General features: G+C 63.3%; 21 protein-coding genes. 9 read left to right on the forward strand and 12 right to left on the reverse strand.

Annotated elements, in window-relative coordinates; all coding sequences use genetic code 11:
• Positions 1-11: 11 nt before the first annotated feature.
• From HNQ39_RS12750 to HNQ39_RS12780, 7 genes are read left to right on the forward strand one after another with little or no spacing between them, the layout of a single operon-like run.
• A complete protein-coding gene (locus HNQ39_RS12750; protein WP_184196354.1) occupies positions 12-1,427 on the forward strand; it encodes a pectate lyase family protein in 1,416 nt (471 codons plus the stop codon).
• Entirely contained in the window at positions 1,396-2,418 is a 1,023-nt protein-coding gene (locus HNQ39_RS12755; protein ID WP_184196357.1) for a sialidase family protein, read from the forward strand. Before HNQ39_RS12750 ends, HNQ39_RS12755 begins: the two co-directional genes overlap by 32 nt.
• On the forward strand, positions 2,415-4,928 hold the full coding sequence (locus HNQ39_RS12760; RefSeq protein WP_184196360.1) for a family 78 glycoside hydrolase catalytic domain: 2,514 nt from the start codon (positions 2,415-2,417) through the stop codon (positions 4,926-4,928). Before HNQ39_RS12755 ends, HNQ39_RS12760 begins: the two co-directional genes overlap by 4 nt.
• Positions 4,921-7,434 (forward strand): DUF6298 domain-containing protein, encoded by a 2,514-nt coding sequence (locus HNQ39_RS12765; RefSeq protein ID WP_184196363.1) that lies wholly within the window; start codon positions 4,921-4,923, stop codon positions 7,432-7,434. The genes HNQ39_RS12760 and HNQ39_RS12765 overlap by 8 nt, the downstream gene beginning before the upstream one ends.
• Positions 7,435-7,454: 20 nt before the next feature.
• Positions 7,455-8,216 carry a sugar phosphate isomerase/epimerase family protein gene (locus HNQ39_RS12770; protein WP_184197743.1) on the forward strand — a complete coding sequence of 254 codons (762 nt, stop codon included), beginning with the start codon at positions 7,455-7,457 and terminating at the stop codon, positions 8,214-8,216.
• Positions 8,216-9,661, forward strand: coding sequence for an apiosidase-like domain-containing protein (locus HNQ39_RS12775; RefSeq protein WP_184196366.1), 1,446 nt, complete (start codon positions 8,216-8,218; stop codon positions 9,659-9,661). The genes HNQ39_RS12770 and HNQ39_RS12775 overlap by 1 nt, the downstream gene beginning before the upstream one ends.
• Positions 9,658-11,703 (forward strand): pectate lyase family protein, encoded by a 2,046-nt coding sequence (locus tag HNQ39_RS12780; protein ID WP_184196369.1) that lies wholly within the window; start codon positions 9,658-9,660, stop codon positions 11,701-11,703. Before HNQ39_RS12775 ends, HNQ39_RS12780 begins: the two co-directional genes overlap by 4 nt.
• On the opposite strand, the gene HNQ39_RS12785 is transcribed toward HNQ39_RS12780, so the two are convergent.
• The 3 genes from HNQ39_RS12785 to HNQ39_RS12795 form a co-directional block, all read right to left on the reverse strand.
• Positions 11,686-13,149 carry a glycoside hydrolase family 130 protein gene (locus tag HNQ39_RS12785; protein ID WP_184196372.1) on the reverse strand — a complete coding sequence of 488 codons (1,464 nt, stop codon included), beginning with the start codon at positions 13,147-13,149 and terminating at the stop codon, positions 11,686-11,688. The genes HNQ39_RS12780 and HNQ39_RS12785 overlap by 18 nt on opposite strands.
• A gap of 9 nt (positions 13,150-13,158) precedes the next feature.
• Positions 13,159-13,686 carry a hypothetical protein gene (locus tag HNQ39_RS12790; protein ID WP_184196375.1) on the reverse strand — a complete coding sequence of 176 codons (528 nt, stop codon included), beginning with the start codon at positions 13,684-13,686 and terminating at the stop codon, positions 13,159-13,161.
• Positions 13,687-13,814: 128 nt separating this feature from the next.
• The gene (locus HNQ39_RS12795) at positions 13,815-14,069 is read right to left on the reverse strand and encodes a hypothetical protein (protein WP_184196378.1); all 255 of its coding nucleotides are present in this window, start codon (positions 14,067-14,069) and stop codon (positions 13,815-13,817) included.
• Between the two features lie 83 nt (positions 14,070-14,152).
• Here HNQ39_RS12795 and HNQ39_RS12800 point away from each other — a divergent pair, with 83 nt between their 5' ends.
• Both HNQ39_RS12800 and HNQ39_RS12805 read left to right on the forward strand, forming a co-directional pair.
• Complete coding sequence (locus HNQ39_RS12800; protein ID WP_184196381.1) at positions 14,153-14,743, forward strand: ANTAR domain-containing response regulator; 591 nt, start codon at positions 14,153-14,155, stop codon at positions 14,741-14,743.
• 224 nt (positions 14,744-14,967) lie between these two features.
• Positions 14,968-15,576 carry an RNA polymerase sigma factor gene (locus HNQ39_RS12805; RefSeq protein ID WP_184196385.1) on the forward strand — a complete coding sequence of 203 codons (609 nt, stop codon included), beginning with the start codon at positions 14,968-14,970 and terminating at the stop codon, positions 15,574-15,576.
• Here HNQ39_RS12805 and HNQ39_RS12810 read toward each other — a convergent pair.
• The 9 genes from HNQ39_RS12810 to HNQ39_RS12850 form a co-directional block, all read right to left on the reverse strand.
• Complete coding sequence (locus tag HNQ39_RS12810; protein WP_184196389.1) at positions 15,563-16,330, reverse strand: YihY/virulence factor BrkB family protein; 768 nt, start codon at positions 16,328-16,330, stop codon at positions 15,563-15,565. The two genes, HNQ39_RS12805 and HNQ39_RS12810, sit on opposite strands and share 14 nt — an antisense overlap.
• 31 nt (positions 16,331-16,361) lie before the next feature.
• Positions 16,362-17,366 (reverse strand): NADP-dependent oxidoreductase, encoded by a 1,005-nt coding sequence (locus HNQ39_RS12815; protein WP_184196391.1) that lies wholly within the window; start codon positions 17,364-17,366, stop codon positions 16,362-16,364.
• Between the two features lie 23 nt (positions 17,367-17,389).
• Positions 17,390-18,046 (reverse strand): BON domain-containing protein, encoded by a 657-nt coding sequence (locus HNQ39_RS12820; protein WP_184196394.1) that lies wholly within the window; start codon positions 18,044-18,046, stop codon positions 17,390-17,392.
• Positions 18,047-18,050: 4 nt separating this feature from the next.
• Positions 18,051-18,722 carry a hypothetical protein gene (locus HNQ39_RS12825; RefSeq protein WP_184196397.1) on the reverse strand — a complete coding sequence of 224 codons (672 nt, stop codon included), beginning with the start codon at positions 18,720-18,722 and terminating at the stop codon, positions 18,051-18,053.
• A gap of 13 nt (positions 18,723-18,735) precedes the next feature.
• On the reverse strand, positions 18,736-19,488 hold the full coding sequence (locus tag HNQ39_RS12830; RefSeq protein ID WP_221289980.1) for a DUF6920 family protein: 753 nt from the start codon (positions 19,486-19,488) through the stop codon (positions 18,736-18,738).
• A gap of 12 nt (positions 19,489-19,500) precedes the next feature.
• Positions 19,501-19,926, reverse strand: coding sequence for a hypothetical protein (locus HNQ39_RS12835; protein WP_184196400.1), 426 nt, complete (start codon positions 19,924-19,926; stop codon positions 19,501-19,503).
• 70 nt (positions 19,927-19,996) lie between these two features.
• Positions 19,997-21,766, reverse strand: a complete 1,770-nt coding sequence (locus tag HNQ39_RS12840) for a PAS domain S-box protein (protein WP_184196403.1) — start codon at positions 21,764-21,766, stop codon at positions 19,997-19,999.
• 72 nt (positions 21,767-21,838) lie between these two features.
• Positions 21,839-24,145, reverse strand: a complete 2,307-nt coding sequence (locus HNQ39_RS12845) for a glycosyltransferase (RefSeq protein WP_184196406.1) — start codon at positions 24,143-24,145, stop codon at positions 21,839-21,841.
• Positions 24,142-24,891 carry a PEP-CTERM sorting domain-containing protein gene (locus HNQ39_RS12850; RefSeq protein ID WP_184196409.1) on the reverse strand — a complete coding sequence of 250 codons (750 nt, stop codon included), beginning with the start codon at positions 24,889-24,891 and terminating at the stop codon, positions 24,142-24,144. Before HNQ39_RS12850 ends, HNQ39_RS12845 begins: the two co-directional genes overlap by 4 nt.
• Between the last annotated feature and the right edge of the window lie 8 nt (positions 24,892-24,899).

Below are 24,899 nucleotides of genomic sequence, written 5' to 3' on the forward strand. Positions count from 1 at the left end.
AGAGAAACCCTATGAAAAGACCTACCCCCCCCGCCCCCGTCCAACGGGGGAGCCTGCTCGTCACTGTCTTGGCGCTGGCCCTCTCGGCGCCCGCCCAGTCCCCGAAGCCCACGCTTGCCTTTCCGGGAGCCGAGGGAGCCGGCGCTCTCACCCCAGGTGGGCGGGGCGGGCGGGTGATCGAGGTCACGACCCTGGCCGACTCCGGGCCGGGGAGCCTGCGGGAGGCGCTTGCCGCGAGTGGGCGTCGCACCGTGGTCTTTCGTGTGGGAGGCACGATCGAGCTGAAGTCGCGTTTGTCCATCGACGAGCCCTATATCACGGTCGCGGGGCAGAGCGCCCCCGGCGATGGCATCTGCATCAAGGGCGAGACCACGGAGATTAATACCCACGATGTGATTATCCGCTACCTGCGGTTCCGCCGCGGCGAGCTCAAGCGCCGCGACGATGCCCTGGGCGGCTACCCGCAGGGCAATATCATCCTGGACCACCTCTCGACAAGCTGGGGGCTGGATGAGAATATCTCCCTCTACCGCTGGATCGAGAAGGGCCCGGACGGCAAAGACATCAAGCGCCCCACGACCAATGCGACCATCCAGTGGTGCATCTCCAGCGAGGCACTCGACCTCCACAACCACGCCTTTGGCGGGACACAGGGCGGCAAGAATGTCTCGATCCACCACAATCTCTTCGCGAGCAACACGGGGCGCAACCCGAGTATCGGCTACGGCGACCACGTGGACTTTCGCAACAATGTCCTCTTCAACTGGCAGCACCGCACGATCGACGGCGGCGATGCGACGTCGCACTTGAATATCGTCAACAACTACTTCAAGCCCGGCCCGGCCTGCGGCGACGGTGATATTCAGTTCCGTGTCTGCCGCCCCCAGCACCTGAACATGTTCGCCGAGGGGACGACCCTGGGCAAGTGGTATGTCGCGGGCAATGTGATGGAGGGCAACGACAAGGTGACGAAGAACAACTGGGATGGTGGCGTCCAGTTCGATGAGCCTGATATCAAGCGTCTTGGGAGCCTGGAGAAGGTGATCGAGCAGGTGCGCGGGAGTGCGCCCTGGGACTCCCCCAAGCTCACGGAGCAGAGCGCCGCAGAGGCGTACAAGCTCGTGCTGGAGGGAGTGGGGGCGACCCTCCCGAGGCGCGACTCCGTGGACAAGCGCATCATCGAGTCGGTGCGCACCGGAAAGACGACTGTGGGCAAGAACGGAATTCTCATCACGCCCGCCGATGCCGGCGGCTGGCCGAGCTACAAGGGCGGGAGCGCCCCCAAGGACAGCGACCACAACGGCCTCCCTGACACCTGGGAGAAGCGCTACAAGCTCAGCGACCCCAATGGCGATCCCGACGGCGACGGCTACACGAATCTCGAAGAGTATCTCAATGGAACCAACCCCCATCAAACAACCCCCTAGCCCCCGCCAGCCCCCTAGCCCCCGCCAGGCGGGGGAATTTATTAACGAGAACGCACCCTACCCGTCGTGCCATGCCTCGACAATCGCCGAGGTGGCTCCCGGCAAGCTCGTGGCGGCGTGGTTTGGTGGCACCAAGGAGCGCGACCCCGATGTCGGAATCTGGGTGGCGCGGCAAGAGAGCGGCGTCTGGCTTCCGGCCATCGAGGTCGCCAACGGGGTGCAGGCCGATGGCTCCCCACGCCTGCCCACCTGGAACCCCGTGCTTTTTGTCGCAGATCAGACACTCTGGCTCTTCTATAAAATCGGGCCGTCGCCGAGCACGTGGTGGGGAATGGTGACCCGGTCCCGCGATGGGGGCAAGCACTGGAGCAAGCCCGAGCGCCTCCCTGAGGGAATCTTAGGGCCGATCAAGAACAAGCCGGTCGTCCTCAAAGACGGGAGCTGGCTCGCTCCAAGTAGCACGGAGCCCGACGGCTGGAAGGTCCACTTTGAGCGCTCGACCGACAAGGGCAAGACCTGGACAAAGACGGAGCCGGTGGTGGGAAATGGCCTGGAGGCGATCCAGCCCAGTGTTCTGTCGCACAAAGACGGGCGGCTGCAAGCGGTCTGTCGGACGCGCAATGGTGTCCTGGCGAGCACCTGGTCCAAGGACCTGGGCAAGAGCTGGAGCCCGCTAGAGCGGCTCTCCCTACCCAACCCCAACTCCGGGACCGATGCCGTGACCCTCAAAGACGGACGCCACGTGCTGGTCTACAACCACTCCGCGCCGCCGCCGGAGCGCCCGACCAAGGGGGTGCGCTACCCGCTGGATGTGGCGGTCTCCACCGATGGCCTAAGCTGGAAGCGGGCTCTCACCCTGGAAACCGAGCCTTGTGACGCGGGCTACGCCTACCCCGCAGTGATCCAGACGCGTGATGGCAAGATCCACATCACCTACACCTGGGACCGTAAGAAGATCAAGCACGTGGTCTTGGAGCCACGCGAGCTATGATGCGCCCGATCGAGCTCCGCTGCGACGACTGGCCTGAGCCGCAGGCCCTCGGGATCGATAGCCCGCAGCCACGTCTCTCCTGGAAGCTGGAGGGCGCGGGCACGCAGAGCGCCTACCAAGTGCTAGTGGGCACCTCCCCGGAGCTCGCGGAGCTCTGGGACAGTGGCCGGGTGGCGTCTGCGGAGACTGTCTCAATCGACTACGCCGGCAAGCCCTTGGTATCGTCGCAGCGGGTCTTCTGGCGGGTGCGGGTCTGGGAGGGCACGGGGCAACCCGGTCCCTGGAGCCAGACCGCCGCGTTCACCATGGGGCTGCTGAGCCCGGCGGATCTTAAAGCGAGCTGGATTGTCGCGCCCGCCGCCACCGAGACACTGCTGCTACGCAAGGCATTCACGCTCCCCGGAGGGCTGAAGCGGGCGACGGTCCATGTGACAGGGCTGGGGCAGTTTGAGCTCCTGGTCAATGGGCAGAAGGTCGGCGAGAATCTTCTCTCGCCGGGCTGGACCAACTACAACAAGACGATTCTTTATGAGACCTTCGACCTGACGGAGAGGCTCAAAGCGGGCGAGAATGTCTTGGGAATGCGCCTAGGCAACGGCATGTACAATGTCGTGCGGCGCAACCGCTTTGTCAAGTTCACCGGGACCTTTGGGCCGCTCCGTGCGCTGCTCCACCTGCGCCTGGAGCACGTCGATGGCCGCGTGGAGTTTATCGGCACCGACCCAAGCTGGAGCTGGCATCCGGGCGGGACGACCTTCTCCAATATCTACGGGGGCGAGGACTTCGACTCCCGCAAGGAGCCCACAGGCTGGAGCGCACCCGGCTTTTCGGAGCGCGATTGGACACCGGCGGTCGTGCTGATTCGCCCGCCGGGAACCCTCCGCGGCCTGAGTGTCTCCGCACCCCCGCTTCAGGTGATCGAGACTCGCAAGCCCCTTACTAAGATACATCCCCCCGATGGCTCCACGGTCTACGATCTGGGGCAGAACGCATCGTGGGTGCCCAGGATTCGGGTGAGTGGCCCCGCCGGAAGCACGCTACGCCTCACGCCGTCGGAGGTTCTCGGCGACGATGGCAAGCCCAACCAGCGGACAATGGGCGGCGGCGACCGGGGCGGCACCTGGTGGCAGTACACAAAATCCACCGATGCGCCCGAGGAGTGGTGCCCACGATTTCACTATGTGGGGAGCCGATTTTTTCAGGCGGCGGGCACGGCGCAGCTGGAGAGCCTGGAGGGGCAGCTTGTCCATGCCAGCGCCGCGCCGGTGGGGCACTTTGCCTGCTCCAACCCGCTTCTCAACCGGATTCGCGAGCTCGTCCGCTGGGCGCAGCGCTCCAACATGGTCTCGGTTCTGACAGACTGCCCCCACCGCGAGAAGCTGGGCTGGCTGGAGCAGTACCACCTCAATGGCCCCGCGATCCGCTACGAGTTTGATGTCAGCCGACACTTTGTCAAGGGCATGAACGACATGGCCGATGCCCAGGATGCCAGCGGCCTGATCCCCAATATCGCCCCCGAGTTCACCAAGTTCGAGGGGACATTCCGTGCCGCCGCCGAGTGGGGGGCGGCCCTCTTGCTCGTCCCGCTCCAGCACTACCACTTCACCGGTGACCTGTCGCTGATCCGCAAGCACTACCCCGCGATGCAACGCTACCTTGCGTACCTGACAAGCCGTGCCAAGGACGATATCCTCGCCGAGGGGCTGGGGGACTGGTACGACCAGGGGCCAAAGAAGCCTGGTGTCGCGCAGAACACGCCGCCGCCCATAACGGCAACGGCGTTTTATAGCTACCTCTCGCGCACACTGAGCCAGTTTGCCCAGCTCCTCGACAAGCGCGAGGATGCCACGCTCTACGCCACCCAAGCCGAGCGGGTGCGCCTCGCCTGGGTCAAGAGCTTTGGGACGCACGCATCGCAGTGTGCCTACGCGCTGGGGTTCGCCCTGGAGCTTGCGGTGCGTTCGGAGCGGGAGAGGCTTCTTGCCGCACTGATCGCGGATCTAGAGCGCAACGGCTGGGCGACCACAGCGGGCGATGTGGGCTTTCGCTTTGTGCTTCGTGCGCTGGCCGATGCGGGGCGGAGCGATGTGGTCTACAAGCTACTCACCCAAGAGAGCAAGCCGGGCTATGCCTACCAGCTCCAGAAGGGCGCGACCGCGCTCACCGAGGCGTGGGACGCCAACACGGGGGCATCGCACAACCACTTCATGCTGGGCCAGGTGACCGAGTGGCTCTATCACGACCTCGCCGGAATCCAGCCCGACCCGGCCCGACCTGGCTTCCGCCACACCCTCCTCAAGCCCGCATCTCTCCTCGAGCTGGACTGGGTCGAGGCACGCTACGACTCCATTCGTGGCACTGTCGGCCTGCGCTGGGAGCGGAGCGGCCAGCGGCTTCGAGTGCGCGCGACGGTTCCCGCCAACACGACCGCGACTCTACTGCTGCCAGGCCGAGCCGCCGAGCCGCTTACCCCTGGCACCCACCAACGCGAGGTGATGCTCCATGCCTGAGCGCTTTGTTGACCTTGGCCCCGATGGCAAGCTGGTCTACGAGACCGACTCGCGGGGCAACCGGGTGCCGGATTTTTCGTATGCCGGCTACCAGGGCGGTGGGATCGCTCTGCCCAACCCGAAACCGACACAGACGCTTAAACCTGCTCCCGGCGACAGCACCGCACGAATCCAGGCCGCGCTCGACCGGGGTGGGGTGATCCTGCTCCTGCCAGGGCGCTACAAGATCAAGGGCCAGCTCCTCATCTGGCGCTCGGGGACGATCCTGCGCGGCACGGGGGCTCAGACAACTCTTGTCGCTACGGGAACTGGGCGGCGGACACTGATCGAGGTGCGAGGACACCCCCCCCTGGACTCCTCGTGGCCAATACACACGGTCACCGATGCCTATGTGCCCGTCAATGCCACGAAACTCACGCTCGATACCACCGTCGGCCTCTCAGTGGACAGCCAAATCAAGATCCGGCGGCCGAGCCCGAAAGCCTGGCTGGAGCGGATCGGGATGGCCTCGGTTCCCGGACGCCCCGCGCCGGGCTGGGCCGCCGACAAGATGAACGTGGTCTGGGAGCGGAGCATCGTCGCGATTGGCGGCAATACGCTTACCCTCGATGCCCCGCTCACCTGTGCCCTCGAACGGGAGCTTGGTGGCGCGGTAGTGCAGTTCACTCTGCCGCGGCGGGTCTCGGAGTGCGGGGTCGAGCACCTAATCTTGGAGTCGGAGTGGGATAAGGATAACCCGCACGACGAAGAGCACTCCTGGCAGGCAATCGCCCTAGAGTACGCCGAGGACTGCTGGGTAAAAAATAGTGTCGCGCGACATTTTGTCAGCTCCGCCGTGCGGGTGGGCGAGGAAAGCCGCCGGATCACGGTGCAGGACTGCGCCTGCCTTGCCCCTGTCTCGGAGGTCGCGGGCTACCGTCGCCATGCGTTCTACACCGCCGGTCAGCAGACGCTCTTTCTGCGCTGCCGGTCGGAAGACGCCCGGCATGATTTCTGTGTTGGCTGGCTTGCAGCAGGGCCGAATGCGTTTGTCCGTTGCCAGACAAAAAACTCCCACTCGTTCAGTGGCCCGATCGAGAGCTGGGCGACGGGAGTGCTCTTCGACAACCTTGAGATGGACGGTGGCGGGCTTGCCTTCGACAACCGCGAGCTCTGGGACAACGGGGTTGGGTGGGCGGCAGCGAACTGTCTCGCATGGCAGTGCACCGTCCCCCTCCTCACCGCTCGAACGCCGCCCGGAGCGCAGAACTGGGTGATCGGCTGCTGGGCACAGTTCGTCGGCGACGGTCTCTGGCGCGCTCCCAATGAGTTTGTCAAGCCCGAGAGTTTATACGAAGCCCAGCTCAAGGAGCGCCAACCCATTCCCGCCCCCCCTGACCCTCGCCCGCTATCCTCGGGCTGGGGGAGACCTTCTCCCCCGCAAGGTGGGGTTCGGGGCGAGCGACTCACCCTCGCCCACGGGCAGCTCTTGGTCGGGGGCAAGCCCCTTCAAGGCAAGCAGCGCGCGCTGACCTTCTGGCGGGGGCACCTCCAGCTGGGCCGCGCCGACGATGTCGGGCTGCACCTGACACGCTTCTCTCCCGGAAAGACCGAGCCGGTCGAGGCGCTGATCGAGGACATGCTGGCGAAAGACCAAGTGGCGCTGCGGCACAACTACGGCCTCTGGTACGACCGCCGCCGCGACGACCACGAGATGATCCGCCGGGTCGATGCCGAGGCCTTTGCACCCTTTCTGGAGCAGCCCTTTGCGCGAAGTGGCAAGGGAACAAGCTGGAATGGCCTCTCCCGCTACGACCTTGAAAAATACAACCCGTGGTACTTTGGGCGGCTCAAGGAGTTCGCCCGGCTCGCCGAGCAGAGCGGCCTGGTGCTGATCGCCAGCATGTACTTCCAGCACAATATCCTAGAGGCGGGGGCGCACTGGGCGGACTGCCCGTGGCGGCCCGTGAACAATATCAACAACACGGGCTTCCCCGAGCCGCCGCCCTACGCCGGCAAGAAGCGCATCTTCATGGCGAAGGCCTTCTACGACGAGACCCACCCGGTGCGTCGCCGGCTGCACCAGCGCTTCATCCGCCACCACCTGGACGTCTTGGCGGACTGTCCCAATGTCATCTTTCTGCTCTCCGAGGAGTTCTCCGGGCCGCTCCACTTCACGCAGTTCTGGCTGGAGACGATCGCGCAGTGGCGGCGGGAGACCAAGAAGCGCGTCTTGATTGGCCTGAGCGCCCCCAAAGATGTCCAGGATGCGATTCTGGCGAGCCCGAAGTACGCGGCGCAGGTGGATGTTATCGACTTCAAGTACTGGTGGCGTGCGGGCAGCAATCTCTTTGCCCCCAAAGGAGATCAGGACCTCGCCCCTCGCCAACACGAGCGCGAGTACAAGGGCAAGCGCCCCGACTCTGTCGATCTGGCGGCGATGGCGGCGGAGTACAAGAAGCGCTTCCCCGAGAAAGCGATTCTCTCCGACTTCGGCAATATCCAACTCCTTGGAGGCTCACATTGAGAATCGCGGTCTGTGACTGGATGATCCTCAAGCGCCAGAAGCTCGGGGCGTTTGGGCTCGCGCAAGAGCTCGGTGCCGATGGTGTCGAGGTGGACATGGGGCCGCTGGGGGATCGCCCGACTTTTGAGAACGCGCTCGCCCAGCCTGAGGTCCGTGAGCGGTTTCTGGCCGAGGCCAAGGCCCGCAAGCTGGAGATCTGCTCGCTGGCGATGAGCGGCTTCTATGCCCAGTCGTTTGCCGAGCGCCCCGGCGTGGTCGAGAAGATGGTGCCGGACTGCCTCGCCACCATGACCGCTCTGGGTGTCAAAGTAGCGTTCCTGCCCCTTGGGAAGCCCTGCGATCTGGTCGCACACCCCGAGCTGCGCCCCTTGGTGGTGGAGCGCTTGCGGATGGTCGGGAAGCTGGCGGAGAAGGCGGGCGTGGTGGTGGGAATCGAGACTGAGCTCGATGCCACTGGTGAGAAAAAGCTCCTCGATGAGCTCGGCTCACGCGCCATCCAGAGCTACTTCAACTTCTCCAACCCGCTCAAGAAAGGCCGAGATTTGCACCAAGAGCTGCGCCTACTGGGCCGCGAGCGCATCTGCCAGATCCACGCCACCGACGACGACGGCTACCTGCTGAGCGAGAACCCGCGCCTCGATATGCGGGCTGTCAAGGAGACGCTTGCCGAAATGCGCTGGGACGGCTGGCTGGTGGTCGAGCGCTCCCGGAGCGCACGCGATCCGCGCAATGTGAAGGCGAACTTCGGTGCCAACGTAAAGTATCTGAAAGGGATTTTTTGATGACAGAGCAGTGGGGGATTTCCGAGCTGGTTTTTACCAATCCAACAACGGTAGAGTTCAGCCAGGGCACGCAGAGATTGACGATCTGGAGCTTCTGGGACGGCGATGGGCGCGAGATCGTGCGTTTCATGCCACCCACTCAGGGCGTCTGGAGCTGGGTTGCCGACAATAACAATGAGTTTGGTGAGCTGATAGTCGGGCCACCGTCGCCGGGCAACCACGGGCCGGTGCGGGTTCACAACACCTTCCACTTCGCCTACGCCGATGGCACGCCGTATCGCCAAATGGGGACGACCTGCTATGTCTGGAACCACCAGAGTGCCGCGCTCCAGGCCCAGACGCTGGAGACCCTGGCAAACGCGCCCTTCAACAAGATCCGCTTCTGTGTCTTTCCCAAGCACTACATCTACAATGAAAACGAGCCCGAGCTCTACCCGTTTGAGAAATTAGGGGAGGCAAAATGGGACTTCACACGCTTCAACCCTGCGTTCTTTGCCAAGCTGGAGGAGCAGATTGTCGCGCTGGGCAAGCTAGGGATCGAGGCGGATGTGATCCTGCTGCACCCCTACGACGATGGCCGGTGGGGCTTTGATTGCATGCCTGCCGAGGCCGATGACCGGTACCTAAAGTACGTCACCACCCGGCTCGCGGCGTTTCGCAATGTCTGGTTCTCCCTCGCCAATGAGTACGATTTCATGAAGGAGAAGACCGAGGCGGACTGGGACCGGTTTATCGGCATCGTCAAGAAAAACGACCCCTACGACCACCTGACATCGATTCACAATGGCACCGTCCTCTGGAACCACACCGACCCGCGCCTTAGCCACGCCAGTATCCAGAACGGCTCAGCGGTCGAGGATGCCGGGCGTGCCGTGCTCTACCGCGATGTCTACCGCAAGCCGATTGTCTTCGATGAGGTGATCTACGAAGGCGATATCGAGCGCCGCTGGGGCCGCTTGACGGGAGAGGAGATGGTCAATCGCTTCTGGGAAGGAGCCGTGGCCGGCACGTATGTGGGGCACGGCGAGACGTTCTTGCACCACGATGACGTTCTCTGGTGGTCCAAGGGCGGTGTCCTGCACGGCAAGAGCCCCGCGCGGCTCGCGTTCCTGCGAGACGTCCTCCAGCACGCCCCCGAGCTAGAGCCGATCGACAAGTGGCACAACCAGCGCACCGGCGGCCAGCCCGGCCAGTTCTACCTGGTCTACCTCAGCAGCGCGGCCCCAAGCGAGTGGACCTTCGCACTCCCCAAACCGGGCTTAGAGGAGGGAGTAACCTTTACCGCCGAGGTGCTCGACACCTGGAACAGGACCATCACACCGGTTGCGGGGACATTCATGACCAAGAAGCTCGATAACTACACGTTTGTCGATGCCACCGACCGGAAAATCCCGCTCCCCGGCCTCCCCTGGCAAGCCATCCGTCTGCGGAGGGTAGCCGCATGATCCCGGACATGACCCCGCCCCCTGCGCTTCGGGTAGACCTGAACTCCGACGGTGCCCGCGGCGATGTTCGCACGCCGGGCTGGGAGAACTGGGCACCCAAAGCGGGCACCAGTGCCACCCAGACCTTTGGCAAGCTGACCGTTACCCTCCGCGCACAGGATGGATTTTCGGTCGGCTGGTGGAAGGCGGGCTACGACACGGGGGCGACACTCACCAGCGACGGGGTGATGGTCAAGGGAGCGGGAAAGCTGGAGCTGGCATTTTCCGGCCTGACTCCGGGCAAGCACACACTGGTGACCTACCACAACCGCCTGGAAAGCGAGCCCGCGGGCCAGCTTCGGCTCGGAGACCTGGCCGTGATCCCGACCGTTCGTACACTCGACGACCAGGACGCGGCGACGGGCTTTGTGACGCTTGTGGCGGATCGCGACGGTAAGGCGACGGTGACGCTCGAAGGGACAAACCTGATCCTCAATGGCTTCGCTCTCGATGCCGAGAACCCCCAGCGCCAGCCCAAGAAGCCGTTCCCCGTCAACGGCGACGAGCACGCCCCGGAGAACCCCACCCTGCGCTGGACACCCGCCGAGGGCGCGGTAAAGCAAACGCTCTTAGTAGGCACCAGCCCCACCAACCTCAAACCCGTCCGTGAGGACGCTCGGCAGCTTGCTGCCTCCAGCGAGCGGTTTTCAACCACTCGCTTCTGGCGCGTGGACACGACCTTTGCCGACGGGAAGACGGTCAAGGGACAGGTCTGGTCGTACAAAACCCGGCACCTGGCGTTCCCTGGTGCGGAGGGCTACGGGCGCTTTGCGATCGGGGGGCGCGGGGGAAGGGTCTACGAAGTTACCAACCTCGACGACTCGGGGCCGGGGAGCCTGCGTGAGGCGGTGGAGGCGAGCGGGCCGCGCACCGTGGTCTTCCGCACCGGAGGGACGATCACCCTCAAGAGCCGCCTGATTATCCGCAACCCGTACCTGACCGTCGCAGGGGAGACCGCGCCCGGCGATGGGATCTGCATCCGGGGCGCGAGCTTTGGCAACCTGGGAACCCACGACACGATCATCCGCTATGTCCGGGTGCGGGTCGGGGATGAGTCTGGGAAGACCTACGATGGCATGGGCTTTGCGGGCTCGGACCACTGCATCATCGACCACTGCTCGATTAGCTGGACCATCGACGAGTCCGTGAGCTCGCGGGGGGCACAGAATGTCACGCTCCAGCGCTGCCTGATCTCGGAGGCATTAAATATGTCTGTCCACGATCACTATGTCGGTACGGGGAAGGGCCACTCGTTTGCCGCCAGTATCTCGGGCAAGATCGGCAGCTTCCACCACAATCTCCTCACCCACTGTGCGGGGCGAAACTTTAGCCTCGCGGGTGGCCTGACACAAGGGGGGAAGTTCGCCGGCTATCTGGACATCCGCAACAACGTGGTCTACAACTGGCAGCACCGCACCAATGACGGGGGAGTGAAGGCGCTGAACCTCGTGAACAACTACTACTTGCCCGGCCCCGCGACCAAGGTCTTTCACCTGCTCAAGCCCGACAGCGGCAGCCCCACCGACCCGCAGCAGTACTTTGTCGCCGGCAACACCCTCGTGGGCTACCCTGATGCCAACACGGTCGCCATGCCCCCCGAGTGCCGCCTCTCCGCGCCCTTCTGCGACTCGTTTGTAACCACCCAGAGCGCCGAAGACGCCTTTGCCAATGTCTTGGCCGATGTGGGGTGTCGCCTCCCCCGCTACGACTCCGTCGATACCCGGGCCCTCAACGATGTCAAGAGCCGCAGCACGAGCTACAAAGGCAGCAAGACAGGCTTTCCGGGCATTATCGACTCCCAGAGCGATGTCGGTGGCTGGCCCACTCTTGCCGCCGGTGAGCCCCCCCAAGATACCGACCACGATGGCATCCCCGATAGATGGGAGCAAGCGCACAAGCTCAATCCGAGGCGTGCCAGTGATGCGTCCCAAGAGAGCGGGGACGGTTACTCCTGGCTGGAAAAGTACCTACACTCTTTGACAAAACTACTCCAGGGCACCTAGGATATCGTCTAAGGGCACGACTGCGAAGCTGCTAGCATAGTCCGACAGGGCGTAGGGCAGGATCAGGGTGTTGTTGTGGATCTGTCCGCCACAGCTGTAGACCACATTGGGGACATAGCCCTCACGCTCGTCGGGCTGGGGAGTGAGGAGCGGCTTGCGGAGCCGTCCTAGCACCTTGGAGGGATCGGCTCTGTCGAGCAAGATCGCACCGATGGCGTACTGGCGCATCGCGCCGACTCCGTGGGTAAGCACGAGCCAGCCCGCGTCGGTCTCCAAGGGCGAGCCGCAGTTGCCGAGCTGGACATACTCCCAGGGATAGGTTGGCTTCAGCAGGATCTCACGGGTGTACCAGAAGTGCAGGTTGTCGGAGTACATGAGGTAGATATTCTCATTGTCTTGGCGCGAGAGCATGGCATAGTGCCCACGGATCCGCCGAGGAAAGAGTGCCATTCCCTTGTTCTGGACCTCGGGGCCGTTGAGCGTGCTCATCTCAAAGGTTAGGAAGTCCTGGGTCTGGAGTAGCTGGGGCATCGCGACCTTGCCATCGTAGGCGGTGTAGGTGGCGTAGTAGCTTCTCTTGCCGCTCTCCTCGCAAAACTCCACAAAGCGTGCGTCTTCGATCCCGTTGATCTCGGTGGGGGAGGTTGGGAAGAGCACCCGCTCGGAGAGGGGTTGGTCGGGGGAGAAGGCGACCGTGTAGTTGGCGCGTGCCAGGGTGAGGAGGTAGCTGAGGGGGAGCCCGCTGCGCTGGCTGCGGTTCTGGCGCTCCACCAGCTGGACACTGGCCTTGAGCTCGTCTAGGGTAAAGTTCTCGTTGAGGGTCGCCATCAGTGCCGCCACGGCATCGTCGCGGTGGTCGAGCTCGTGGAGTTTTTGGGAGAAGAGCGCCCGGTCGTAGGGGGGGTAAGCGACCTGTACCGGGCTACTCACAAAGCGTGTGGGCTCATCGAGGGTGAGCGTGTTCTGGGCATCGACTACGCCGCTTCGGAAGGCGATTGAGGAGATATGCCCCTCTCCGGTAGCCCGCAGGCTCAGGACAAAGCGCCGTGAGCCCGCCGCGAGCCCGGTTTGGTCGGGGTGCCACACCAGCGACGGGTTGAAGAGGGCGGCACCTTCGAGCGCGTACTCCTGGGTGAAGTAGGCCCCGATCACCAGCTTTCGGGCCTGGCTGGTGGGCGTGTCGGTTAGGAGCAGCGCCTTGACCTGGTCGAAGCGCCGGAGCCAGAAGGCTTGGAGCTGGTGGTGTCGGTCTCCAAACCGAGTGAGGAGCTCCTGCAGCTCCGCCGCGATGTGCTCCTCGGAGAGGACACTGATTCGGGCGATGATCTGCAGGCTCCTCTGCTCCGTGGTGGGGCTGAAGCTGCGGAGTAAGACCCGCGCCGGGTCGGGCCTGATCACAGGCCCGGTGTGCCGCACACGGAGCGGGTGCTTCTCTGGTTCCGTCATCAGAGGCTCTTAGAAACGTCGGCCAATCGAGATCGCCGCCGCACTGGGATCGTCGCCGTGGACCTTGTTGATGATGTGGTAGGCCACCTCGGCGTAGAAGCCGTCGTTGAGCTCGTAGCCGCCAAAGAGCTTGCCGCCCACCTTGCTGTTCGAGTCGCCAATCTTGATGTTGTAGGAGCCGATCCCTGCCCCCACAAACGAGCGTGCCTTGCTGACAGGAGCGCGGCTCAGGTAGCGTGCGGAGAAGCCCAGCGCGGTCACGGAGTTATTGGTGCCCGCGTGGCGGTTCTGGGCGAAGTCGAAGTAGACTCCATAGATCATGGGCTTCTCCGCGGTGGACTTCCCGGCATCGTAGGAGAGGCTGAGCATCGGAAGGGTTGCGCCCATCGCCTGGCGGATGGTCGAGCCCATGGGATTATAGGTGCCAATCGCGATTCGGAAGGGCTTCTCGGCGGAGAGCATTACCTCTTGTGCTTGTGAGGTGGCAATTACCGAGGTTAAAGCCAGAAGAGTCATGGTGAAGTTCTTAATTTTCATAGTGAATCCTATGACACGCTCTCTGTTCAGGTTCCCTATTATTCTTGTCGAAAAAAAATACCCTCAGTGAGATGCTATTTCACCGAGGGGCAGTTTAGTTAGAAAGTATTTGCTGTGAGCTCCTTATCCTATATAGCCTTTTTTGGTTTTTCTGCAGAACCTTGTGCTCTCTCTCTTGTAGCATCAGAGGCGTAGTGAGACTTCTCGCGCGCCGCATTGGTGACATTGTACAGAAGGGATTTGGCATGCTCCGTAAAGATTTCTTCTTCTTGCTTTCGCGCGTCCTCGTGCTCATTGGCAAGACCATAGGCCGCAAGCTCAGGGTTGTCGGGCGTCTCACTTGCTTGTTTTGTGTTTGGCTTCTTGTGGGTGGTCTCGTTCATGTCCCTCGTATGTAGTGGCAGCTCGCGCGGTTCCCTGAAAGAGGGGGAACCCTCTCTCTATTCTGGGGATACTAGAGACACACATGAATGAGCCCGTGAAACTAAGAGCCCTCATCGTCGAGGATGAAGGCATGACTATCCTGCTGCTCCAGCGTGCGCTGAGTGCGGCGGGCTATGAGGTGGTCAAGGCTGTGGCGGATGGGGAGCAAGCGGTTCGTGCTGCCCACGAGCTCCAGCCGGACTTCCTGATGATGGACATCAACATGCCCCGGATGAACGGGATCGAGGCGGCGCGGCTCATCACCGACGAGCGTCCGGTGCCGATCATCATGCTGACGGCCTACAGCGATGAGACCCTGGTCAAAGAGGCCATTAGTGCAGGTGCCTGCGCCTACCTGGTCAAGCCCGTGGTGATCGAGCAGATCGCCCCCGCGGTCCGCACGGCCCTAGCCCGCTTTGAGGTTCTGGAGGAAGTCCAGCGTGAGAACACGGACCTACGTGACTCCCTGGAGACACGAAAATTAGTAGAGCGGGCCAAAGGTATTCTGAGCGAGCGTCTCGCCCTAAGCGAATCGGATGCTTTTCGCCGACTTCAGAAGATGTCGCGCGATAAATCCCAGACTTTAAAAAACACAGCACTTGAAATTGTGCGTGCTAACGAAATTTTTACTTGAAAAAATGATTCGAAACTATCCTTGACAAAGCACAAGAGGTGAGTGATACTGAGTTTACACGCACTTCGATCTGGAAAATCCAAATCAAAGTCAGATAGTTTCTAATAATTTGTGTGGCCATGATTGTCATGCAAGAGTTGAGGTCAAGATTGCCTCGTCTCGGGATGGTTTTCCGTCCTGACGATGCTGTCTTGATTTTTTCTTTTGTGCGGTGGAGAACAACCATGCAAGCAACACTAACCTCGCTGTCTACCCAATCGGTGGACGCGCTTCTTCTTCAGAGTCAGAACGGGTGCCTCTCGGCGCGCCATGAGCTGGTGGGGCGCTACCGCTCCGTGATCCAAGCGACCGCCTCTCGGATGTCGTCGAGCCGCGCCGATGCGGAGGATCTTGCTGCCGATATCTACCTGCATGTCTTTGGGGTGATCAACTCCTGTAGCAACACCCAGACCCTGCCGGGGTGGATCAAGCGTGTCGCCATCAACGAGGTCTACCAGAGCTGGCGTCGCAAGAAGCGCCAGCCGCAGCAGCTCTCGCTGGATAGTGTCCTGGAGAGCTGTGGGGAGGGGATTCTCCGTGGCGACGAGAGCGAGAACCCGGCGACTATCTTGATCGAGCGCACGGAAAAAATCGCGCTGAGTGAGCGTCTCGCCCGGGCGCTCCAGTCCCTGCCGGCCCACCAGCGCCTCCTGTGTGAGCTCTACTACGATCAGTCGCGCTCCTTTGAACAGATCTCCCACGAGACCGGCCTCGCCATGGGGACGATCAAGTCCCGCCTCTTCCGGGCACGGGCCAGCATGCACCGCAAGATGGGCGACCTTAGCCTGGCGTAGACGCCTCCTCGGGGGCTTGCCCGGCAGCGCTCAGGCAGGCCCCAACGAGGAGAACCGTCCCCGCAAAGTAGATCCAGAGCAGGAGCGCCATCACTGTCCCAATCGCCCCGTAGACCACGTTCAGCCGGACGACATTGTCCAGATAGAGCATGAAAAAGCGGTTCAAGAGCACCAAGAGCACGGTCGCGCTCAGGGCGGCTAGCCAGGCGGGAGCGAGCGCCACTCGATGGTTGGGGGCATGGCGATAGAACAGACCCAGGCTCAGAAATACCGCGGTACCGGGCAGCAGGCCGCGTCCCACCTGGGTGAGCACCGGCACCGCCACGCCCAGCAAGACGGCCGCGACCATTCCCCCCAGAAACAGCAGGCTCTTGAGCAGGAGCTTCCAGAGCGGGTAGGCCGGGGCTTCCCAGGCCCGGTTCGTGGCGGTGACCAGGGTCGTGAAGAACTGGAGCGCCCCCCAGATTAGCAGCGCGGTCGCCCAGAGACTTGCCTGTCCCCGCGCCTCGATCACGCCCGTCAGTGTCGCAAAGAGCGAGCGCTGGAGCTCACCGGTGATGGGGATGTAGTCCCTGAGATAGCCCAGCACCGCGGCTCCCGCCTGCTCCCGGTCGATAAACGCCGCCGCGACCGTCACAAACAGAACAATCAGCGGAAACAGCGAGAAAAACGCGTAGTACGTGAAGGCCGCCGCCGCCTGGGCACCGTCGATGCGAGAGAAGATCCCCAAAGCGCGGCGTATCGTCGCCGTCATGGCGCAAGCTGGGTGTCGTCGAAGGGAGCTGTCACGAGAGCGCGACAATCATCTTGCCGAGATTCTCTCCCGAGAAGAGCCCGATAAACGCCCCGACCGCCTTGTCAATTCCCTGCACGACCGTCTCTTTGTTCAGGAGCTTGCCCGAGCGCAGGTAGCTGCCGACCTCTTCCTCAAAGACGCCTTGCTTGCCGAGCCAGTCGCTGACAATCAGGCCCCGCATGGTGAGGCGCTTGGTGGTCATGAGAAAGAGATTGCTGGGGCCAGGGGCCGGGGCGGTGTTGTTGTAGCTGGAGATGCCTCCGCAGGCAACAATGCGCCCCCCAACCCGTAGCGCCGAGAGCGCCGCCTCCAGAGTTGTCCCGCCGATATTATCGAAGTAGACATCGATTCCGCTGGGGGCCTCCCGCTGGAGCTGATCGAGCACGGGCGCATCGTGGTAGTTGAAGGCGCTGGCAAAGCCGCACTCGGTCTTGAGGAACGCGACTTTCTCCGCCGAGCCTGCCGAGCCGATCACGCGAGCGCCCCGGAGCTGGGCGAGCTGCCCCGCGACACTGCCGACCGCCCCTGCCGCGCCGGAGATATAGACCACATCGCCCGCCTTGACCTCGACCAGGCTCAGCCCGGCCCAGGCGGTCATGCCGGTCATGCCCAGCGCACCGAGGTACACGGAGAGCGGCTGCACCGGATTCTCGACCTTGTGGAGCTCGTGGGCGACCGCCAGGAAGTACTCTCGCCAGCCGTAGCCCGAGGTGACGATATCGCCGGGGACGAGCGCGGCATCGCGGGACTCGATCACCTCACCGATCGCGCCACCACTGAGGGGCTTGTCGAGCTCGAAGGCGGGGACATAGGACTGCCCCTCGTTCATCCGGCCCCGCATGTAGGGATCGACCGACATAAAGAGGTTGCGGACAAGCACTTCACCGTCTTGGAGAGAGCCAAGCTCGGTCTGCTCCAAGGAGAAGTTGTCCGGAGTGGGGAGCCCCTGCGGGCGGGAGCGCAGGCGAATCTCGCGGCTGATAATGGGTTGCATGATCTCTCTTTTCCGAGCCTTCTCTAGTACGCGACAGCGATATTATCGACGACATTGTGGACACCGGCGGTGCCCCACGCAGAGCTGAGCGCCAGCTCATGGGCGGCCCAGCTCTGCACCGTGCCACGCAGGGTCACCTTGGCCCCGCTGACCTCCACGAAGATCTTGCTGGCATCGGAGACCGCACGACGCTTGAGCGCCGCCTCGATATCGGTCTTCACGGAGTCCACGGAGACGCTCTGCTTGATGCTGAGCTGGTCGCTGACCCCGGTGACTCCCATGAGGGAGCGCACGGCAGAGAGGGCGGCCTTACCCTGGTACTCCCACTCCAGCTCGCCGGTGAGGGTGATCCAGCCATTCTCAACCATGACCTTGACACTGTCCTTGGGGAGGTAGGTGGTCCACTCTAAGACATTGCCGGCGGAGCGGGCGATCTCGGTATCGCTGCGCTTGCTGGAGCCCGCGAGCTTGACATCCATCTCCACGGCGAGGGCCTTTACCCCAGAGACACGCTGGGCGGCGCGCTCGGCGTCCCACTTCTCCGTGTAGCTCCCGACATGGCCCGCGAGGGTCACGACGCCACCGGCAACCTCAACCCCGATGTGGGTCGCGTTCACCGACGGCTCCCAGTTGAGCTCCGCCATCACGTCCTGCTGTACCTGTAGATCTGTTTTCGTCATTGTTCTATCCAACCTCAACGCCCTGATGATCGCGTGTGCTTAGCGGTTCCCTGTTCCGGTAGAACTCCCGTGCTTCCTTGAGGAGTTGCCCCTCGGTGAGCGCCTCCAGGTCCACTGTCAAGGCACCGACGAGATGGGTAGCGGTCTCTTTGTGGTGGGTCTCTAGGTAGTCCATGAAGTGCCCCATCGCGCTACTGTGTCCCGTGCCACTGCCCAGCAGCAGGATCTCCTTTGCCCCCACCAGGAGCGGCGCAATCGTGGCGTAGAAAGCCGTGCTCTCGCGGGCCTCGGGGTGGGGAGGGTGGAGGCGCTGGGGGACACTTCCCTTTTCATCCGAGTGGAAGATACGCGCCTCGTGCTGGCTGATGACCACGAGGAGGCGCGAGGTGTTTTGACTCGCCAGGGCGCTGTTCTGCCCGATACCGACACTCTCCAGAAAGTGGCGCAGAGCTAGTGTCTGGGGGGGATCGGCGCAGTCTTTGTCCAGAGCGCGGTGGAAGATGCGGGGGACACCATTTACCGTGAAGGTAAGCTGGCCGTTGTTCTTGAACTTCACCGTGCCAATTGCCTCGACCAGCCCGATAATATCGTGCCACTTGAGGTCGCTAGGGACGGGGTTCTGGAAGATGCTCTCCAGCGTGTGTGAGTGCTTGTTGTCAAAAGGGGGTGTTTCCATGGTTTTCCAATCTCTACCGAAACCGTGCGCTCTCGATCGTCGCGCGAAAAAACTCGCCGTCGGTCTTGAAGCGAGGGGTGCCAAAGTGCCAGCCGACACGCACTTGGGTGGGGAGGGTGTAGCCGTCGAAGCTCTTTTCTTCTTCAAAGAGCCCGCCAAAGTTCTCGTAGGGGAACGCCATTCCATCGGGGTTGCCCCAGCGCAGGAGGGAGGCGCTCTGCGGGCGCCCGCTCTCGTCGACGGCCAGCCGGAGTGTCGAGGTCTCGTCGTGAAGTGTCCGACGGGCGTTGGGGTGGAGCTCATCGCTCTGGGACCAGATGACATCGGGCTGGCAGAGCACCGACGGTAGCCAGACCGACTCGACTTGTGCACGCCCGATAGCGGAGCGCGTGGTGTCGGGGCCGGTTGCCTGCATCACGGGGACCAGCCCCAGGAGCTTCCAGGACATCGCGCCTTGGCCGTTGATCAAGCTATCTGTGCCCCGAATCGGGAGGCCGTACTTGAAGACCGTCGCCCGCCAGATAAAGCCTTGGTGCCAGCGGATGACCTGCTCGGCACGGAACGAGAGCCAGCTCTGTAGCTTGATCGTCCCGTGCATCTTCAGGCGCACCGCCGAGGCCAGCGGGGTCTCGGGCGCAATGGCATGGCTCAGGTAGCGCTGCGCCGAGAGGGGGAGAGGAGCTAGCTGCTCTGGCTTGAAGACTCCCACAGGCAGCGAGGGGTCGGAGGAAGTGTCCCAGAGCTCCTCAAGCGAGAGTTTCTTCACGGCGCCTTGCCTTTAGTTGTCCCAGGTCAGCGTGAACTTGTACTGGTCGCCGCCGGAGCGGCGGTCGGCGATGCGAACCACACACGTGTAGCCATTGCTCCGGCTCGGTTGCTCCTCAATGGAGACCTTCCCCCGACCGAGCGACTGGTTGACCGTCATGTGGACACTCTTGCGGGGGATCGACGTGGAGAAGACCGCCTCGCCGCTGCCTTTTCGGCCATTGATCCGCTTGGTCCAGGTGCGGCCTTGCTGAAACGAGACATCCATGACCTGGTCGACGTGGCCGGACCAGGAGATCGAGCCTCGGTTCCGGTTGCGAAGGGAATCGGGCTGGCGCTGGTGCGCTGTCTCACGCTGGGCGAAGGCGGCGGGAGGTGCCATAAAGCTGGGCATGATACTGACGCCAAGCAGACAGAGAACGGTGGTAAGAGTTTTCATCGGTTTGTTTATCCTTGGTTTTCCAGATGAACAAAGCGCCGCAAGGTTCCCTGAAAGACAGGGGAACGGCCTACGAGAGCGCTTCCTCTTGGTCCGGTAGCGGAAACGTCAGGGTGATCTGGGCCCCGTTGTCGGGCTGGTTCTCGTAGGAGACCTCCCCGCGCAGGTCCCAGCGCCCCATGCTCTCGATCAGCTCTAGGCCCGTGTTGGCCGCGGCCCGAGGGTCGAAGCCGGCAGGGAACCCGGGGCCTTGGTCGCGGACAGTAAGCTGGGCCATGGGGCCGGGAAGCCGTGTGAGCGCCAGTGTGATCGCTCCCTGTCCGTGCTTGAGGGCATTGGAGACCAGCTCATTGACCAGGAGCGTAAACGAGCTCCCCTGCTTCAGGGAGGTCGTCATCTCCTCCGCAAACACATGGATGATCCGTCCCCCGGAGGTCGCCTGGAGCATAGGAACCAGGGTCTCTAGCGCTGCCTTGAGCGAGACCATGTCCCGCCCGGACCTGATCGGGGAATCGACACTCATCAGGTCATGGAGGGCGGCGAGGGTGCGGATGTGGTGCCCGATGCGCTTCAGCTCGCTGATGGGGACGGTCTCACCCGTGGCAGGAAGCTGGAGCTCCACCAGGGCGGAGAGCATCTGCAGGTTGTTCTTGATCCGGTGCTGCGCCTCGGCGACCGCGCGCTGGAGCCGGAGGTTGAGGTTCTCGATCTGCTCCTGCGCCACCTTACGCTCGGTGATGTCACGGATATTGCACTGGATCACCGGGTGCCCACTCTCCTCATAAAGATTGGCCACCACCTCGACCTCTTGCCGGCGGCCTCCCTGGCTGCGGAGCGGCAGGTCTTCGTAGCGCACCAGGTGGGTCTCCTTGAGCCTTCGCACCATCTCCTGGCTGGCTTCTTCGTCGCTGAGGAGCCCGATCTCAAAGAGCTCTTTTCCCACAAGCTGCTCGTGGGAATAGCCCAGTAGTGTCGTCATGTACGGGTTGGCATCCGTGATCTTGCGCGTCTCCGGGTCGAGCAGGAGGACCCCATCGTGGGCGGTCTCAAACAGGCGACGGTAGCGGATCTCGGAGATACGCAGGGCGGTGTCTGCCAGTCTCTCCTCGGTGATATCGCGCAGGGCTCCCATCACCCGGACCAGCCGGTCTCCCTCGAACTCGACCGCGGCACGGGTGCGAATCCAGCGCTCGGCACCGTCGCTGGTCCGCCGGATTCGGTACTCAAGGTCGTAGGTATGGCTCCCACGGGGATCGATGGCTCGCGCCCACTCCTGCTCGTAGCGCGGCAGATCGTCGGGGTGGAGCAAAGAGCGGAAGAGTGGTCTCGTGACCTCCACCTCGGGAGGCAGGCCAAAGATCGCCTTGGTTTGTGCTGTCCAGAGCTTTGCCTGCGAGACCTCATCCCAGCCCCAGGCCGCCAGGTTCGCCACATCGAGCGCGGCTTGCAGGGAGTGGCGACTGAGGCGCAGCTCGGTCTCGCGTTGTTTTTGCTCCGTGATATCGCGGATCGAGCTGAAGACAAGGGGGCCGAGCTCGGTAGCGAGAGAGCTGAGGCTGATCTCGACAGGGAACTCCGTGCCGTCTTTGCGCTGTCCCCAGAGCTCCTTCTCGCTACCCATCTGCCACTTGTGGAAGCGGGGGGGCATGAGTACCTCTTCGGGCTGACCTCGGAGCTCCTCGTGTGCGTAGCCGAATAGTGTCTCCGCTTGCGCGTTCGCCAAGACGATCTTACCGGAGGGATCGACCACTAACATGGCGTCGGGCGCTGCTTCCAGTAGGGCTTGAATAATCCCGTCGCTCTGCCGGAGTGTCTCTTCCGCTTTTCTGATTGTGCTCATGTTGCACGTCCTTGTTATCGAGGTCTTTGCACCCCTCGTCTACGATGCAACGAGTCTCCATTAGACCACGGATTAGTGACTTCTTCGGCTTGGTGTGCCATCGTGGGCAGGAAGGACATGGGGAATACAGTAGAGGAGCCGTGGCTCCGGTTGTGGGAGGAGGGTCTGTAACTCGACGAGAGCCTGGAGAAACGAGAGGGTGGACTCGGCGCCCTGGTTCTTGTTGTGTCGGTCGGGGTGCAGGCCATCGGCGCAGCCGCCCGTCGCCGGGTCGTAGAGGGCTTGCTGGAGCGTGTTGAGGCCGAGAAACCAGGCAAAGGCCCGACGGGCCTCCGGGAGCCAGCGTGGGTCGCCGGTGGCCTCAAAGGCGGTGCGGCAGGCGGAGATCATCCCACAGGCCTCGATGGGCTGCTGGTCGAAGAGAGCGGGGGTCTGGCCGCGCGGGTAGAAGCCCTCGGAGCCAATCGGGGAGAACCAGCCCTCGGGGGCACGCTGGACGGTCGTGAGCCACTCTAGGGCGGCGAGGCCGATCTGCACCATCTCGGGGTGCTGCATCCGGCGGCCCGAGACGATCAGCGCCTGCGGGAGGCGGGCATTGGCGTAGGTCAGGCTCTGCTCCAACCACGGCCACTCCGGCGAGCCGTTGTGCTGAAACTGCGCCAGGAGCCGCCGGGCGAGCGTGTCGCGGAGCCGCTGAGTCTCCGCACAAGGTCCCCGCTCTAGGGCTTCGTCCATCCCGAGCAGCGTGTAGGCCCAGGCGCGGGGGCTGGTGAAGACCTCGACCACGGGCAGGGCCGCATGAAAGAGATCGTGGGAGAGGGCTTGCCAGCCCGCGTTACGTGTCCGCCCGAGCATCGTCCCCAGCGCCCAGAGCGAGCGCCCGTGGCTGTCCTCCGAGCCCTGCGCCTCCAGCCAGTGCCGGTTGTAGGAGAGAAAGTTACGAAACCGCCCCGTCTCCGGGTTGAAGGCATGGTGGATAAAGGCGAGGTAGCGGGTCGTCAGCAAGGCATCGCTCTGCTCGCTCGCCTCCAGGTGCGCCATGAGCAATAGCGCCCGGACATTATCATCGACGCAGTAGCCCTCATCGGCGTTGGGGACATTGTAGCTGGCGTGCTGGATCAGCCCGGTATCGTCGCTCATGAGGCGCAGGTGGCTCAGGTTGAGCTCCGGGAGGAGAGGGGCAAGCGGGGAGGGGATCGGTCTTCTCTCGCTTCTCTCGACACGGGCACGCTCAAACGACACACGGTAGCGCTCGGCGACTGCGGGCCAGGTCATCTCCTCGCCCAGCTGGGCGGCGCGCTGCTGGAGTGCGGCAAGGCGCTCGGGCTCCCCAAGGAGCGCACAGACCTCGGTGGCAATGGCCGCCGGGTCGCGCCAGGGCACGAGGACACCGCGGCCGTCGGCGAGGAGCTCCTCGGCGTAGTAGTAGGGAGTCGAGATCACCGCCTTCCCGGAGCCCACGGCGTAGGCGAGGGTCCCCGACGTGATCTGCTCGGGCTTGAGGTAGGGGGTGATGTAGATATCGGCGGCGCGTAGGAGCTGGGTCAGGGTCTCCTGCGGCACGAAGTGGTTGTGGAACTGGACACTCTCCCGAACCCCGAGCCGCTCGGCTAGCGCCTCCAGGCTCTCGCGGTAGACCTCGCCGTGTTGCTTGAGGATATGCGGGTGGGTCGCCCCAAGGACCACATAGACCGTCTCCGGGAAGCGCTTGAGGATCTCGGGGAGCGCGGCGATCACGTTCTCAATCCCTTTGTCGGGGGAGAGCAGGCCGAAGGTGAGCAGAGCGTGCTTCCCGGTCAGGCCGAACTGTGCCTTGTAGTGCTCGGAGGAGACCGTGGGAACGGAGGGGATTCCGTGGTGGATGATGTCGATCTTGTCCGGGCTGACCCCATGGACTTCTTGGAGAAACTGTGCTCCCCGCTGGCTCATGACAACCAGGCGATCGGAGAGGCGCGTGAGCTCGGCCATGACGGTGCACTGCTCGGGGGTGGGGGTGCGTAGGATGGTATGGAGGGTGGTGACGATCGGGAGGCGGAGCGCGCGCAGGAGGGTGAGGATATGGCTGCCCGCCGAGCCGCCAAAGATGCCGTACTCGTGCTGGAGGCAGACAATATCCACGCTGCTGTTGTTCAGAAAGGCCGCCGCCCGGTGGTACGACTCCAGGGAGTCTGCCTGGACCTGCCAGCGCACCGAGGGAGGATAGTGGTAGCCCTCGCTCCGGTCGTTCATCGCGACCGTGAAGCAGTCGAGGGCGGGGTAGCGCTGGGCAATGGCCGCGGTGAGGTCGCCGGTGAAGGTCGCGATCCCACACTGGCGTGGCGTGTGGTTGCCGATAACCGCGACACGCTCCAGAGGCGCAAGAGGCAGCGGGAGCTTCACGGTCTTCGCCTTCCGACACCGAGCGCAAGAGCTCCCAAGGCAATCAGGGCAAGTGTCCCCGGCTCGGGAGCGGAGGCGGCGAGGGGGACAAGCGCTCCCTGGGCCGGTGTGAACGCGGAGATTCCCCCGCCCTGCACCGATGCACTGCCGCCGATGGAGAAGCCGGTTGCCTGGGTTCGGACCAGGAAGGTGTAGCTTGTCTCACCGCCCGTCACTCCCGTAAGAAAGGTCGCGTTGATGCCGTCCCCATTGACATTGGAGCGGCTGGCCGACGAGTACGAGCCGGTTGCCGTTGCGGGCGCGAAGAAGTCCTGGAGCGCTCCCCCTGCGGCTTCAGCCGGGAGCCCCGCCGCCCCGTCGATATCGTCGCTGGTCTGTGCGATCAGCAGTCCCGCAATATTCTTGAAGCTGGAGAGCGAGATCGCATCCAGCGCGACATTGGTGGTAGGGTCAAAGCGGAACTGGTAGGCGAAGTCCAGAAAGCCCGCCGGGCTCCGAAAGACCGCCGAGGTGACCGTCCCGGAGATCGTGTTGACGATATTTGTCCCAAAGATGGGAGAGCTGAGCTCCTGGATCAGAGAGCCGCCAAAAGGGGGAGCTCCCGCGCTGATAATCGGAACGGGGATTCCGGTGGTGGTTCCCGGGGGGAGGGCCACTTGTGCCTGTGCGCGCCGTGCGCTGGAGAGACCCAGTACCAGCGCGCTTGTGAGGAGAAGGGAGAAGCCAAGTGCTCGTTTCGCGATCATAGTTGTTT

This window comes from Armatimonas rosea, assembly GCF_014202505.1.
Lineage (GTDB): Bacteria > Armatimonadota > Armatimonadia > Armatimonadales > Armatimonadaceae > Armatimonas > Armatimonas rosea.

What these genes read in the sequence shown, in the direction of transcription:
- HNQ39_RS12755 (WP_184196357.1), top strand. Translation starts at nt 1,396, where the DNA reads ATGGAACCAACCCCCATCAAACAACCCCCTAGCCCCCGCCAGCCCCCT.
- HNQ39_RS12770 (WP_184197743.1), top strand. Translation starts at nt 7,455, where the DNA reads ATGATCCTCAAGCGCCAGAAGCTCGGGGCGTTTGGGCTCGCGCAAGAG.
- HNQ39_RS12795 (WP_184196378.1), bottom strand. Translation starts at nt 14,069, where the DNA reads ATGAACGAGACCACCCACAAGAAGCCAAACACAAAACAAGCAAGTGAG.
- HNQ39_RS12810 (WP_184196389.1), bottom strand. Translation starts at nt 16,330, where the DNA reads ATGACGGCGACGATACGCCGCGCTTTGGGGATCTTCTCTCGCATCGAC.
- HNQ39_RS12765 (WP_184196363.1), top strand. Translation starts at nt 4,921, where the DNA reads ATGCCTGAGCGCTTTGTTGACCTTGGCCCCGATGGCAAGCTGGTCTAC.
- HNQ39_RS12780 (WP_184196369.1), top strand. Translation starts at nt 9,658, where the DNA reads ATGATCCCGGACATGACCCCGCCCCCTGCGCTTCGGGTAGACCTGAAC.
- HNQ39_RS12785 (WP_184196372.1), bottom strand. Translation starts at nt 13,149, where the DNA reads ATGACGGAACCAGAGAAGCACCCGCTCCGTGTGCGGCACACCGGGCCT.
- HNQ39_RS12835 (WP_184196400.1), bottom strand. Translation starts at nt 19,926, where the DNA reads ATGAAAACTCTTACCACCGTTCTCTGTCTGCTTGGCGTCAGTATCATG.
- HNQ39_RS12775 (WP_184196366.1), top strand. Translation starts at nt 8,216, where the DNA reads ATGACAGAGCAGTGGGGGATTTCCGAGCTGGTTTTTACCAATCCAACA.
- HNQ39_RS12815 (WP_184196391.1), bottom strand. Translation starts at nt 17,366, where the DNA reads ATGCAACCCATTATCAGCCGCGAGATTCGCCTGCGCTCCCGCCCGCAG.
- HNQ39_RS12820 (WP_184196394.1), bottom strand. Translation starts at nt 18,046, where the DNA reads ATGACGAAAACAGATCTACAGGTACAGCAGGACGTGATGGCGGAGCTC.
- HNQ39_RS12850 (WP_184196409.1), bottom strand. Translation starts at nt 24,891, where the DNA reads ATGATCGCGAAACGAGCACTTGGCTTCTCCCTTCTCCTCACAAGCGCG.
- HNQ39_RS12805 (WP_184196385.1), top strand. Translation starts at nt 14,968, where the DNA reads ATGCAAGCAACACTAACCTCGCTGTCTACCCAATCGGTGGACGCGCTT.
- HNQ39_RS12790 (WP_184196375.1), bottom strand. Translation starts at nt 13,686, where the DNA reads ATGAAAATTAAGAACTTCACCATGACTCTTCTGGCTTTAACCTCGGTA.
- HNQ39_RS12800 (WP_184196381.1), top strand. Translation starts at nt 14,153, where the DNA reads ATGAATGAGCCCGTGAAACTAAGAGCCCTCATCGTCGAGGATGAAGGC.
- HNQ39_RS12760 (WP_184196360.1), top strand. Translation starts at nt 2,415, where the DNA reads ATGATGCGCCCGATCGAGCTCCGCTGCGACGACTGGCCTGAGCCGCAG.
- HNQ39_RS12825 (WP_184196397.1), bottom strand. Translation starts at nt 18,722, where the DNA reads ATGGAAACACCCCCTTTTGACAACAAGCACTCACACACGCTGGAGAGC.
- HNQ39_RS12840 (WP_184196403.1), bottom strand. Translation starts at nt 21,766, where the DNA reads ATGAGCACAATCAGAAAAGCGGAAGAGACACTCCGGCAGAGCGACGGG.
- HNQ39_RS12750 (WP_184196354.1), top strand. Translation starts at nt 12, where the DNA reads ATGAAAAGACCTACCCCCCCCGCCCCCGTCCAACGGGGGAGCCTGCTC.